The organism is Rhizobium sp. AC27/96 (assembly GCF_001692325.1).
GTDB lineage: Bacteria > Pseudomonadota > Alphaproteobacteria > Rhizobiales > Rhizobiaceae > Rhizobium.
In genome coordinates this window covers 68,208-81,464 of sequence record NZ_LXKN01000022.1, presented here as the reverse complement: position 1 = coordinate 81,464, position 13,257 = coordinate 68,208, and the positions used below count along the sequence as shown (strand labels likewise).

General features: G+C 60.2%; 13 protein-coding genes. 6 read left to right on the top strand and 7 right to left on the bottom strand.

Annotated elements, in window-relative coordinates; all coding sequences use genetic code 11:
• Window positions 1–375: hypothetical protein (locus A6U86_RS35765; protein ID WP_206744087.1), on the top strand; the 375-nt coding region annotated here is incomplete at its 5' end.
• An 895-nt stretch (window positions 376–1,270) separates the two neighbouring features.
• Window positions 1,271–1,846, top strand: coding sequence for a YdeI family protein (locus A6U86_RS19940; protein ID WP_068394702.1), 576 nt, complete (start codon window positions 1,271–1,273; stop codon window positions 1,844–1,846).
• A gap of 127 nt (window positions 1,847–1,973) precedes the next feature.
• Here A6U86_RS19940 and A6U86_RS19935 read toward each other — a convergent pair whose 3' ends face one another.
• Window positions 1,974–2,723 carry an SDR family NAD(P)-dependent oxidoreductase gene (locus A6U86_RS19935; RefSeq protein WP_068394712.1) on the bottom strand — a complete coding sequence of 250 codons (750 nt, stop codon included), beginning with the start codon at window positions 2,721–2,723 and terminating at the stop codon, window positions 1,974–1,976.
• 132 nt (window positions 2,724–2,855) lie between these two features.
• On the opposite strand from A6U86_RS19935, the gene A6U86_RS19930 reads away from it, so the two are divergent.
• A complete protein-coding gene (locus A6U86_RS19930; RefSeq protein WP_068394701.1) occupies window positions 2,856–3,467 on the top strand; it encodes a TetR/AcrR family transcriptional regulator in 612 nt (203 codons plus the stop codon).
• A 90-nt stretch (window positions 3,468–3,557) separates the two neighbouring features.
• Here A6U86_RS19930 and A6U86_RS19925 read toward each other — a convergent pair whose 3' ends face one another.
• From A6U86_RS19925 to A6U86_RS19900, 6 genes are all read right to left on the bottom strand, one after another.
• A complete protein-coding gene (locus tag A6U86_RS19925) occupies window positions 3,558–3,815 on the bottom strand; it encodes a hypothetical protein (RefSeq protein WP_068394700.1) in 258 nt (85 codons plus the stop codon).
• A 33-nt stretch (window positions 3,816–3,848) separates the two neighbouring features.
• Window positions 3,849–4,226, bottom strand: coding sequence for a MarR family winged helix-turn-helix transcriptional regulator (locus A6U86_RS19920; protein ID WP_244510015.1), 378 nt, complete (start codon window positions 4,224–4,226; stop codon window positions 3,849–3,851).
• A 73-nt stretch (window positions 4,227–4,299) separates the two neighbouring features.
• The gene (locus tag A6U86_RS19915; RefSeq protein WP_068394698.1) at window positions 4,300–4,728 is read right to left on the bottom strand and encodes a polyketide cyclase; all 429 of its coding nucleotides are present in this window, start codon (window positions 4,726–4,728) and stop codon (window positions 4,300–4,302) included.
• A gap of 169 nt (window positions 4,729–4,897) precedes the next feature.
• Window positions 4,898–5,221, bottom strand: coding sequence for a hypothetical protein (locus A6U86_RS19910; protein ID WP_068394697.1), 324 nt, complete (start codon window positions 5,219–5,221; stop codon window positions 4,898–4,900).
• A gap of 185 nt (window positions 5,222–5,406) precedes the next feature.
• The gene (locus A6U86_RS19905; RefSeq protein WP_068394696.1) at window positions 5,407–6,465 is read right to left on the bottom strand and encodes a HAMP domain-containing sensor histidine kinase; all 1,059 of its coding nucleotides are present in this window, start codon (window positions 6,463–6,465) and stop codon (window positions 5,407–5,409) included.
• Entirely contained in the window at window positions 6,449–7,144 is a 696-nt protein-coding gene (locus tag A6U86_RS19900) for a response regulator (protein WP_136686933.1), read from the bottom strand. The genes A6U86_RS19905 and A6U86_RS19900 overlap by 17 nt, the downstream gene beginning before the upstream one ends.
• 225 nt (window positions 7,145–7,369) lie before the next feature.
• Between A6U86_RS19900 and A6U86_RS19895 the strand changes: the two genes are divergently transcribed.
• From A6U86_RS19895 to A6U86_RS19885, 3 genes are read left to right on the top strand one after another with little or no spacing between them, the layout of a single operon-like run.
• Entirely contained in the window at window positions 7,370–8,551 is a 1,182-nt protein-coding gene (locus A6U86_RS19895; RefSeq protein WP_068394694.1) for an efflux RND transporter periplasmic adaptor subunit, read from the top strand.
• A gap of 7 nt (window positions 8,552–8,558) precedes the next feature.
• On the top strand, window positions 8,559–11,708 hold the full coding sequence (locus A6U86_RS19890; RefSeq protein ID WP_068394693.1) for an efflux RND transporter permease subunit: 3,150 nt from the start codon (window positions 8,559–8,561) through the stop codon (window positions 11,706–11,708).
• A 40-nt stretch (window positions 11,709–11,748) separates the two neighbouring features.
• Window positions 11,749–13,236, top strand: a complete 1,488-nt coding sequence (locus A6U86_RS19885; protein WP_068394692.1) for an MFS transporter — start codon at window positions 11,749–11,751, stop codon at window positions 13,234–13,236.
• Window positions 13,237–13,257: the final 21 nt, after the last annotated feature.

Below are 13,257 nucleotides of genomic sequence, written 5' to 3'. Positions count from 1 at the left end.
CAAGAACTTGACCACACCAACAGAACCGAAACATACATAAAAGGCGGGTCAAATCTCGGTGGAAATACCGGGTCAGTTCCTACCGGAAATCAACATGCCAACTTCGTGGTGGCCTTCCCATATTCGTTTCTTGCAATGCTCGTATTGGGCATGCCGCTCTTTCTGATCGGCATTTGCCTAGATCTGGTCAGATGGTGGTCGGGTCTCGTCGCAGGGACCTTTGTCGGAATAGTGGCTGCGGTCTTGCTGCCATATCCAGGTGTGATCGATCTGAGTGGCCTCTTGTTCCTTGTGTCTGTCGGTGCTCTAGCGGGGTTAATCGCCTGGATCGTGTGGCATATATCGATGATACGCTCGTCATTGGCCAAGCGATAGGCGGCAGGGCATCCTTCATCTGCAATCCCCCGCAACAGAACTCCCGAATGGCGGCATGAGGAATGTTTGCGGATCGATAACAGAGCTGGCCTAAATCCAGAACAAGGTCGACTTCTGAACCAAAGCATTTCAAGTATCGATAGTGGTGGTTTTCAGGTAGCCAAAACTGGTTGTCGATGTTGCTTGATCTTTGGATTCGCCCGGAAATATGGGCTTCTGGGATGCTTTTAACCTTGATTCAGTGGACTCATCAGCCTGATTGAATGAGACGATGTTCGCCGAAGCGGTCAGGCCGGCGCCCGCACTTACCGTCTGTGCAGTCGGCTCATAATTGCATTGAATCACCGATCCGCCATGCTGAAGAGTGATTTCAGAGACGTTCGAACTCTATAGGCAAAGCTCCAAGTGTGCCAATAATTACAAATACAGCTTCTGAAAAACCCCGTCGTTTGGCTACTATATTGTAATTGCAATTATATTGTCCGCTCTTTGTGCCTGGGCGCAGGGTGCGGATACAAAAGTCGAGCCACCAGAGCAAATCGACCTTATGATCGCAGCGTTTATGATGAGCACGTTGGTAGGTACCTTTTGCATGAAGGTGCGCTCGCTGGATCTCTTGTCGGCTTCAAAATTGAGCAGATTCGCATCGGCTCAAGCCGAGATCTCCTCAACACGCATGTTGCAGGCATACATCTTCGCATAGCCACGGCGTGTTGGATCGATGCACAGAAGAAGTCAATCGCTTTCGGTTGGCTATATCGTGAACCCATATACCTTGCTAAACCGCGCCATGAGACGCTGTTCCAGATACAAGAACCAGCACCGCTGACAGAAACTGTCAGTAGGTCGCTGCTAGAAGATCGGATCTCCAACTATCAGGGTTCCGAGCACCGCCATGGATGTCGATTTCAGCAAAGTTCAGGCGTTTCCGAATGCCGCGGCCTTCGATGCCTGGCTGGTCGGCAACCACGCGCAATCATCCGAGGTCTGGGTGAGGCTTTTCAAGAAGGGTTCCGGGACGGCATCGATGTCCTGGTCGGAAGCCGTCGTCGCGGCACTGGCGTGGGGATGGATCGATGGGATCAAGAAGAGCCATGATGAGACATCGTGGCTTCAACGGTTCACACCGCGCCACGCCAAATCCGGTTGGTCGAAGATCAATTGTGCGCATGCCGAGAAACTCATCCTCGAAGGAAAGATGCGTGAGCCTGGGCTTCGAGCCGTCCTTGCCGCCAAGTCCGACGGCCGCTGGGATGCCGCCTATGCCAGTGGAGCAACCATGCAATTTCCCGAAGCATTCTTGTCCATGCTGGCTGAGAACGCCGCGGCGAAGAGCGTCTTCGACAAACTCGGCCGCGGCCGCCTCTTTTCGATCTACCATCGCATCCAGACTGCGAGACGGGAGGAGACCCGCCAGCGGATCATGACCGACTTCGTCCGGATGCTGGCGGAAGAAGAGCAATCAGGCTGAATCGGATCGTCAGGCCTGGGTTCCGCCCGGGAGGGCGGCCCGATAAAATCGGGCGCCTGCCCTTTCTTGCGGACATCCGCGAAGGATCACGACATCGCATGGGCCCGCATTGCTGGCGGCCTTTCGGTCACCACGGAAGAATGCCGCTCGGGCCGGTGAAGGTCCCGGTCGGGCTCTCAGTGTCGAGCGCGGCGCGGACGAGGTTGCGTGCCCCGACTTCCACCGTATCCGTGCCCTGAAAGTTGTTCAGCGCCGTGGCCGTGAAGCCCGGGCTTGCGGCATAGACCTTGATTCCCTCGGGCTCGAGATCAATGGCGAGGGAAAGCGTGATGGCGTTAAGAGCGGTCTTCGAGGCTGCATAGATGACACCGAACCCGGCCCGGTACTGGAAGCTCGGATCCGCATTCAGCGTCAGCGACCCCACGCCGCTCGAGACATTGAGGATGCGAGCCGACGGTGCCGCGCGAAGGAGCGGCAGCATTGCCTGAGTAAGGGCCAGAACCGCAAAGACATTCGTCTCCCAGACCGTCCGCATTTGGTCGATCGATGCGACGCTGGCCCGGCTCGCCGCCATATTCTCCTCAAGCGACCGGCCCGGTATTCCGGCATTGGAGATTGCGGCATTGTTGACGAGAAGGTCGAGATGGCCGAACTCGGACCGGATGCGGTCGACGGCGGCGGCAATGCTTGCGCCATCCGTCACGTCGAGTTGGATGGCATGAGCGTCAGCGCCGATGCTTTCGGCTGCTTCCCTGCCCTTTTCGAAATCACGCGAGCCGACGAGAACAATATAACCGTTGGCGACAAGCTCGCTGGCGATCTGCCGACCAAGACCCTGATTTGCTCCGGTAACCAGAGCGAGCATCTTTTCCTGCATGAAAAGCATCCTTTGTGATGAAGCAACTTGTTGGGTTGCACGGAACTAGGTAATGAATTAAACGGATCAACGATCCATATACAGCCATATACGGAACAATGATCCACTTATCAAGGGGCATGTGTACTTTCGATGGACTCGCGGGACGACAGGGAAAAGAGTGGCGGCACCAAGCGTCGCCTGCGGGCGGACGCCAGGCAGAACGAGGACATTCTTCTGCAGGCGGCCAAGGAGGTGTTCGTGAATTCGGGTGCGGATGCTCCGGTGCGGGAGATCGCGTCGAGGGCGGGCGTGGGGATTGCAACGCTCTACCGTCGTTTCCCGAAACGGTCCGACTTGATCTTGGCCGTCTTCCGTCGGGAAGTCGACGCCTGTACCGAACAGGCTGCCATCCTTGCGGCGGCGCATCCACCTGGCGAGGCTCTGGCACGCTGGTTGAAGCGATTTACAGGGTTCCTGGCCGCCAAGAAGGGGCTTGTCGCAGCCCTGCATTCCGGTGATCCCGCCTACGACGCTCTGCCTGCATATTTCCGCTCCAATTTCGAGCCCGCGCTTGCCTCCCTGTTGAAAGCGGCAGCTGCGCACGGAGATATTCGAGGGGATGTCGAGCCGGGCGACCTGCTGCGCACGATCGCTTACCTCTCCATGGCCGTGTCGGACCCAGCCGGCGAGGCGTATCTCGATAGAATGCTGAGCCTGCTTGTCGACGGACTGAAGTTCGGCGGCGCCTCGGCCGAGGGATGAGGCCCCTGATCTTTGGTCCGCTTGCCATGTCGGGCAGTGATCACGAAAGGATAGTCGGCTACGGCATGGCCTTCATACAATCTACTGCGATCATTCTGGGTTGCTGCTGTAAAGGCTGGGCGAGACATCTTCGTCGGCAAGCTCGGGAAAGAGCTTTCGTCGCATCCGCGCCAGGGCTTCAGCTTCCTGGCTGCTTCGCTGCAGCTGGATTGCAGTCACGTCCTCGAATGGCAACCCGTCCGCCTGTGCGATCCGAACCACTCCGCCATTGGCCAGGAAATCACAGAACGACCGCAACGATCTGAGACGCGTTGTCATTTCCACATAGCGATGGTCGTCTTCGGGCAATTCGACCTCCTTTTGCTACGGCAATTCCGAAGGTCAACGAATGTCGCCTGCAAGCTGTTGCAGCATAGCGACAAGTTTCGTGTCGTCCACCGGATCGAAAAAAGCCGCATCCGCAGTCTCGACGGCGACAATGGCACGCTGTGCCGAGGCCGCTCCGGCCTCGGTGATGCGAATGACCTTGGCGCGGGAATCCCTGGGATCGGCCTCGCGTGCGATCAGCCCCTTGGCCTGAAGCCGGGCAATCACATCCGAGGTCATCTTCACGTCAGTGCCTGCCTGGGCGGCAAGTTGCACCTGATTGGGAGGCTCGCCATGACGACCGAGCCACATCGCCGAGGCCAACAGCACGAACTGAACATGTGTCAGGTCAAGCGGGGCCAGCGCCGCCGTCATGGCGCGCTGCCAGCGCATGGTCGTTCGCCACAGCAACAGTCCAGGGCTGTGGGATGGTCCCTCTTTAAAACGCGTATTCAAATGCTCTCCATCAACCAAGATGCTCAAACTCCTTTGCCTTTTCGAACAGCCTGGCCATCGTGACGTCGAAATCCCCGCTGATCTGCGGTCCGAGTTCCGGTCCTACTTCGCCAGCCGAGGGGCCGGAGATCTCAAGGCGGTGGGTCACTTGCGTGCCACCTTCAACCGGCGTCAACGTATGCCGGAACAGCAATGTCGTATCGCCGAAGGACGTCTCGTCGGCATAGGTCACATTCTCTATGAGGTCGACAATGGTGGCTTCGAACGTGTCCTGCCCCATGGGAGTGACCGAGACCCGCGTGCCCTTGGCAAATGGCCCGTGCAACAAGAAGGTATCGGCGCCTTCATAGGTGAGACGGCCTTCGTGCACTGCCTTGAGGGCATTCCAGATAGCTCTTGCCGGGAGGGGGGAAATGGCGGTGTATTCATTGGTCCACATTGCCTTGGCTCCGTTCTTCCTGCTCGATGAGCGATTTAATCTATGCACAGATTATCTGTGCGCAGACTATATTGCAAGAAGAATCTTCGAGCCGCATTGGACACCCTTCCCGGCGCCCTTGCAGGTGCGGAGTCCGGCATTTCTTACCGTTGGCGGTAGCCATCACACCTCAATTGTCAAAAGGCGGCTCATAGGTCTGGCAATTGGAGAGACGGCAACTTCCATCTTTCGCCGGCACCCAATCGTCAGTCGCGACATCGCCGGAGTCGCAATAGTCACTGTCACGCACATAACGGTCATAGAGCGTGCCGGACTGCCGCGTTCCCGGATGCGTCACGATAACAGCTCCCTCGCGGCTGATCGTCTGACGCAGCGCCGCACAGGTTTGCGTGGTCGAACTGATGCGCGAAATCGCTGAAGCGGGATAGGCAGACGCGACGGTAACACCAAACAGCAGGATTGCGCTGGCGGCGTATGATAGTGAACTTGGCATGACGGTCCTCCCTTGAGTCCATTGGTAATATAACCAATTCCACAGGGACCGGTTCCAAACAGCGCACGGCTCGATATCAAAGATTTGTGACTATTCGGCCTGCATCGAGACGCCGATGGGGAGTGCCGATCTCATATGCGCGCCGGCATTGGCTCACACACGCAGCGACGAAGCGCGATCCGGTATCAGGCGCGCGGGATCGTGACGGTGACTTTCGTACCACCCCCGGTTCGCCGCTCGATCGCGGCCCGCCCGCCATGCGCTTCGGCTATGGCTTCGACGACGGAAAGTCCGAGACCCGATCCGCCGGTCTTTCGCGTGCGCGCATCGTCGGCCCGCCAGAAGCGCTCGAACGCATATTCACGCTCCACGCCCGTCATTCCCGGGCCATTGTCGGAAATCGATATCAGACATGCGTCGCCCGCCACTTTCACCACCGCCTCCAGCTTCGATCCGGGAGCATAGCGACCGACATTGTCGATGAGAGCTAGGACCGCCTGTCGGATGCGAGCCCGGTCTGCGCTCAGGATGACGCGCTCGAGACTGGTTTCGACCTCGATCCTGCAATCGGCAAGAGTTGGTGCCGCCGAGCTTATGACGTCGGCGACCTCGGCGGCCAGATCGAACCGCGTGCAATCGAGCTCCATCCGCCCGGCATTCATCAGCGACAGCGTCTTCAGATCATCAACAATCCGCGTCAGCGCGTCGATGTGTCCGATCAATCCGCGGAAGACGTCCTGGCTCGGCTCATAGACGCCATCCGCAAGACCCTGCATGCGACCGCGCAGGATGGTGAGAGGTGTCCGCAATTCGTGGGCGATGGCCGAATTCGAGTATTGCAGTTCCTTTTCGGCCTTTTGCAGCTTCTCCGCCATCTGGTTGAAATCCTCGATCAGGCGGTCCGCTTCACCGAAGGTTCCCTGCCCGGTCGCACGGCCGGTGAAGTCACCTTCGGCGATCGTGCGGGCGGCCTGCGTCACCGCGACGAGCGGTTTGACCAGCCGCCGGGCAAGCCGCCAGCCGACATAGGCACCCACAGCCTGGCCGATCGCGACATTGATGGCCAGGACCACAAAGTCGGTCGGCGCCCAATCTTCCGACGCGCTGGGGTCGGGAAAAAGCCAATCCCAGACCCAGCCATAGATCAGGAACCCGAAGAACATCACCGAAAGCGACACGAACGCGACGATCGTGGTCGACCAGACGATCTGCCGGTTGAGACTGTTCCTAACCAAACTCGCCAAGGCGGTAGCCTATCCCTCTGACACCGTTCAGAAGATTGCCGACGCCGGCCGCCTCCAGCTTTTTGCGCAGCTTGCTGATATGGCTGTCGACCGTGCGGTCCAATGCGTCTCCTTCGGGAAGACAGGCATCGACGATCTCGCCGCGCTCGAAAGCCCGGTTCGGGGAGCCCGCCATATATTCGAGAATGCGGAATTCGGTAAGGGTCAAGGGCAGCGCCGCGCGGCCGTCCTGAAGGTCGACATAGGCGACATGAGCCATCGGATCGACGGAAAGCCGGCCGACGCGCAAAACCTTGTTCGTAAGGCCGCTTCCCGTGGCACGCCTGAGGATGGCGCGCGCCCGCGCAACGACCTCGGCCGGGTTGAACGGCTTGACGACATAGTCGTCCGCGCCTGAGCGCAGGCCGTGAAGCTTGTCAAAATCTTCGGCCAGAGCCGTCACCATGATGACGGGCGTGTCTCCGCGCTGACGGATCGTCGCAAGGACGGCGTAACCATCGACTTTCGGCAATTTGACGTCGAGAACCACGAGATCCGGCCTCAGACGCTGATGATGAGCAAGACCGATCTCGCCATCGGAGGCCGTCAGAATCCGGAAGCCTTCGCGCGCGAAATAGCGCTCCAGAATATCGGAGATCTCCGGCTCGTCTTCGATGATCAAAATAAGCGCATTTTCCATTCGCATCCCCTTTCCATCAGGAAAGGCTGAGCCGGCCCGGCAGTCAATATTCAATCGTCCGCCTCCACACAACCTCCACATATAGCAAACAGAAGCGCAACAATCTGCAGGTCATATCGTATGCGGCAACAAGCATGGGCTGTATCCCGGCAAGCTCCGGCTGCGCCCATGCTTTTCCCTTCTTTTCGATCTCGCCATGACGGCGGGTAACCAGGACATGCATCCATGCGGACCACCCTTAGACCGACACGCCCGAGGGCCTATCTCCTCGCCTGGCTTCTTCTCGCCTCGACGGCCGGAATTGCCCATGCGCAGGAAAGCGCGGAAGTGCCAGCACCTGCGGTCGGTGTCATCAGGCTTGTCGCCCATCCAATTCCCGTCGCAAGCGAGCTTCCGGGCCGCATCGCCGCCACGCGCGTGTCCGAAGTCCGGGCCCGGGTCTCGGGAATCCTGCAGGAGCGGGTCTTCGAGCAGGGCAGCCTGGTGAAGCAGGGGGACGTTCTCTATCGCATCGATCCCCGCCTCTTCCGGGTCAGAGTTCAAAGCGCCGAGGCCTCCCTGCAGCGCGCAAAGGCAACGCAGGCGAACGCTCGTCAGCAGCTCGAACGGCAGCGTGCGCTTCGCAAGCAGAATGCCGCGACAGGCGTCGATTTCGATACGGCGAGCGTCAATCTGGCCCAGGCCGATGCGGACGTAGCACTGGCGGAGGCGACGCTCGAAGAAGCAAGGATCAATCTCGACTATACCGAGGTTCGTGCTCCGATAACCGGGGTTATCGGCGCCGCACTTGTGACTGAGGGGTCGCTGGTCACGGCGGACGGAACCTCCAATCTGGCACTGATCCAGCAGATCGATCCGGTCTACGCCGATTTTACCCAGTCGGCACAGGATCTCCTCGCACTGAAGAGAGCCGTTTCCGAAGGCAAACTGGAGAGCTCCGGCCGGAGCCAGGCACGGGTCGAACTGGTCTTCGACGGCGGCGACGTCTATCCGCTACCCGGCAAGCTTCTCTTCTCCAATGCCGGCGTCGATCCGAATACAGGCCAAGTCACCTTAAGGGCAGAATTTCCGAATGCCGGCGGTGACCTGCTGCCCGGAATGTATGTCCGCGTACGCATCGAGCAGGCGATCCGCAAAGACGGGATCACTATTCCGCAACGTGCCGTCACCCGGACGGCGGACGGCAGGCCGCAGGTCTTCGTCATCGGTGCAGACGGCAAAGCCGAAGCCCGCGATGTCGTCCTCGGCCAGGCGCTCGATGCCGAATGGAGCGTCGATTCCGGGCTGAAGAATGGCGAGACGGTCGTTGTGGACGGTGTCCACAAGATCCAGCCGGGCAGCAAGGTCGTGGCCGAACCATGGGTCGCCACACAAAAGGAACAAGGCCCCGAGCAGGCGGCAAACTAGGTATCCAATGGCACAGTTCTTCATCAGGCGCCCCGTCCTCGCATGGGTTTTCGCCCTATTCATCATGATCGCTGGCATCATCGCGATCCCGTTCCTGCCGGTCGCCCAATATCCGAACGTCGCGCCGCCGCAGATTTCGATCTCGACTTCATACCCTGGCGCCTCGCCGCAGGAGATCTATCAGGGCGTCACACGACAGATCGAGGAGGAGCTGAATGGCGTCGCCGGCCTGAAATATTTCGAGTCCACATCCGACAACTCGGGGTCGGTCAGCATCAGCGCTACCTTCGCGACGGGCACCGATATCGCCAAGGCGACCGTTGATGTGCAAAACGCCATCCGCCGGGTCGAGGCCCGCCTCCCCGCGACCGTCAGGACACAGGGTATCGATGTCGACGAGGCGGGCTCGGGCTTCCTCTTGATCGCCGCGCTGACCTCGACCGACGGCAAGATGGATGAGATCGCGCTTGGCGACTACATCAACCGCAACATCCTGGGTGAGCTTCGACGCTTGCCGGGCGTCGGCCGCGCGCAGCTCTTCGCCTCCCAGCGGGCGCTGCGCATCTGGATCGACCCCAACAAGATGGTCGGATTCAAGCTCACGACAGAGGATGTCAACGCCGCCATCACGGCACAAAACGCCCAGGTCGCGGCCGGGCAGATCGGTGCTTCGCCCAATCCCGTTTCCCAGGACATCACGGCCAGCGTCATCGTTCAGGGTCAGCTTTCCAGCCCCGAAGCCTTCGGCGACGTGATCCTGAGGGCCAATGCCGACGGCTCGACCGTGAGGCTTCGCGATATCGCCCGCATCGAAAACGGAGCCGAAGCCTATTCGTTCGCGACGCGCCTGAACGGGCAGCCGAGCGCCGGCCTTGCGATCCAGCTATCGACGACGGGCAACGCCGTGGCGGTGTCGAACGCCGTCAAGGCAAAGATGGACGAACTGGCCCGGTTCTTCCCCCAGGGGGTGAAGTATTCCATTCCCTACGACACGAGCCCCTTCGTCACCGCCTCCATCGAAAAGGTCGTTCACACCCTGATCGAGGCGATGGTGCTTGTCTTCATCGTCATGTTCGTCTTCCTGCAGAATTTCCGCTACACGGTCATACCGACCCTGGTCGTGCCGGTCGCGCTGCTCGGAACATGCGCGGTCATGTACGCCACCGGCTTCTCCATTAACGTGCTGACCATGTTTGCCATGGTGCTCGCGATCGGCATCCTCGTCGACGACGCCATCGTCGTGGTCGAGAACGTAGAGCGCATCATGGTGGAGGAAGGGTTGCCACCGAAGGCAGCCACCCAAAAGGCGATGGGCCAGATCACCGGCGCAATCCTCGGCATCACCCTCGTCCTGTCCTGCGTCTTCGTGCCCATGGCCTTCTTTCCCGGCGCCACCGGCGTGATCTATCGGCAGTTCAGCCTGACAATGGTGGTCTCGATCATCTTCTCGGCCTTCCTGGCCCTGTCGCTGACACCGGCACTTTGCGCCACCTTCCTCAGACCCGTCTCCGCGAACCATCACGAGAAGAAAGGCCCCGGCGGCTGGTTCAATCGCAAGTTCGAGCAACTGACATCAGCCTATTCGGCATCCATCGCGGGTGCTGCAAAGCGCTCGCTGCGGATGATGGTGATCTACCTCGCGCTGTTCGTCGGCGTCGGCTACCTGTTCGTCAACCTTCCGACAGCGTTCGTTCCGGATGAAGACCAGGGCACGCTGATTGCCGACGTGCAGGGGCCAGCCGAAGCCAGCGCCAACCGGACGGTCGCTTCGCTGAAGCAGGTCGAGACGATCTTCAGGCAGGAGCCGGCGGTCGAAAACATCTTCACGATCCAGGGATACAGCTTTTCCGGCAGCGGCCCTAATGCCGCCATCGCCTTCGTAACGCTCAAGGACTGGAGCGCACGCGGTGACGGCAACAGTGCCCAGGAAATCGCTGATCGGGTCAATCAGAAGCTGTTTGCGATGAAGGATGCGACAGCCTTTGCGCTCTCGCCACCGGCCATTGACGGTTTCGGAACGACCAACGGCTTCTCATTCCGTCTTCAGGACAGGGCCGGAAAGGGCCAGCAGGCGCTCAAGGCTGCGAGCGATCAACTGATGAGCAGCGCTGCTGCCAGCAGTGTGGTGACTAATGTCCGAACCGAGGGAATGGCCGAGGCAGCACAGGTCGTGCTGGTCATCGACCGCGACAAGGCCAATGCCTTCGGTGTCTCGTTCGCCGATATCAACAACGCAATCAGCGCCAATCTCGGATCGTCCTATATCAACGACTATCCGAATGCGGGCCGTATGCAGCGGGTGATCGTCCAGGCCGAGGGACGCAGCCGCATGCAGTCCGAAGACCTGATGAAGCTCAATGTCCGCAATTCAAGCGGCGGCATGGTGCCGCTGTCCTCCTTCGCTATTGCCCGCTGGCAGAAAGGCCCTCCGCAGATCGTCGCCTATAATGGCTATCCCGCCATGCGCATTACCGGCGAAGCCGCACATGGTCAGTCATCGGGTGCGGCCATCAAGGAGATGGAACGCTTGGCGGCGACGCTTCCGGAGGGATTCGGTTTCGAATGGTCCGGCCAGTCGCTTGAGGAGATCGCGTCGGGATCGCAGGCTCCGATCCTGTTCGGCCTTTCCATCCTCTTCGTCTTCCTGCTGCTGGCGGGTCTTTACGAAAGCTGGTCGATCCCCTTGTCGGTCATGCTGGTGGTGCCTCTTGGCATCGGCGGCTGCGTCCTTGCCATGTCCTTGCGCGGGCTTCCGAACGACATCTATTTCAAGGTCGGCCTGATTGCGATCATCGGCCTGTCGGCGAAGAACGCCATTCTGATCATCGAGTTTGCCAGGGATTACTATGCCCAGGGCAAGTCGCTGCTGGAATCGGCCGTCGAGGCCGCACGCGTCCGCTTCCGGCCGATCATCATGACCTCGCTTGCCTTCACGCTGGGCGTGGTGCCGCTGGCGATCGCGACCGGTCCCAGCGCGGCGAGCCAGAATGCCATCGGAACCGGCGTCCTCGGGGGAATGATCTCGGGAACGATCCTCGCGATCTTCTTCGTTCCAGCCTTCTTCGTCTTCGTGCTGAAGCTGATGAGGACGAAGCGACCGATCGCGGACCCCGGCGCAAGCGAAGCCGCCCAGTCCGTCTCAGAGGCCGCGCAGTGATGTCGTCGGCCCGTCCGTCAAACCTTCCAACAGGTGTCCAATGCGCTCCAATCCGTGGCTAGTGCTTTCATCCGTCATCCTGGCGTTCACGCCTGTCGTCGTCGACATGACGGTTCTCCACGTCGCCATTCCCACCCTCACCCTCGCTTTGGGCGCATCGGGGACCGAGGTGTTGTGGATCATCGACGTCTATCCGCTTGTCATGGCGGGCATGCTTGTCCCGATGGGCACGCTTGCCGACAGAATCGGTTATCGGCGCATGCTGCTGGTCGGGCTTGCAGTCTTTGGCGTCGCTTCCATCGTCGCGGCATTCTCGACCACCGCAGCCATGCTGATTGCCGCGCGGGCGGCACTCGGCATCGGCTCGTCGATGATCATGCCATGCATTCTTGCCGTCATCCGGCAGACATTCGAAGACGACGCTCAGCGCGCAAATGCGCTCGGCGTCTGGAGCGTGGTCGGCATGGCGGGTGCAGCGATCGGCCCCCTCGTCGGAGGCCTGCTGCTGGAGCATTTCTGGTGGGGCTCGGTCTTCCTCATCAACGTTCCCATCATGATGATCGTCATCCCCCTGGTCTGGCTTCTCGTTCCCGCCACACCGGGCAATAGCGAGGCCGTCTGGAGGCCCTGGCAGGCGGTGCTGCTCATCGCAGGACTTATCCTGACCGTCTACGGCGTGAAGTCCGGGTTCAAAATGATGCCGAGCATCTTCTGCCTCATCCCGCTTCTCGCGGGCCTGGGCTTCCTCACATGGTTCGCCAGCATACAGATGGCCTCCGACAACCCGATGCTGGATCTTTCGCTATTATCCAAGCCGGTGATCGGCATCGGCCTGCTGATGGCCTTCGTTGCAAGCGCCTCGCTTGCCGGGTTCGAACTCGTTCTGGCGCAGGAGCTTCAGTTCGTCCTTGGCAAGACACCGCTCGAGGCGGGCATCTTCATGCTGCCGCTGGTGATTGCCGCGGCCGTCGGCGGCCCCTTGGGAAGCAGGCTCGCCACGCGTTTCGGTTTGCGCATCGTCGCCTCGCTGTCGATGGCATCGGCGGCATTCTCTCTGCTGGCGATCGCGTTCTGCGACTTGGCGCAGGACACCTATATTGTCGCCGGCTTTCTGGCCATTCTCGGCCTCGCGCTCGGAATTGGTCTTTTGGCATCGTCCATCGCAATCATGGGCGGCGCGCCGAAGGAGAAGGCCGGAGCAGCGGGCGCGCTGGAGAGCAGCGGCTATGAGCTCGGCGGCGGCCTGGGTGTGACCCTGTTCGGCGTCCTGGTCAATTCGATCTACAGATCGTCGTTTTCGGATCCATCCATGGCCAAGGACGGGGCCTGGAATTCCATCGGCGAGGCGATGACCGTCGCGCGTGCGGTCGGCGGCGCTCGAGGCGTAGAGATCGCGGCTGCCGCACAGGCGGCCTTCGGCACGGCGCATGGATCAGTTCTGATGCTGGCTGGCATCATGATCGCCCTGCTCTCCGTCGCCATCTTCATCTCGCTTCGCGACACATCCCCGGAGCACGAACATCCATAAGGCGTGCGCTCGCAGGATTTA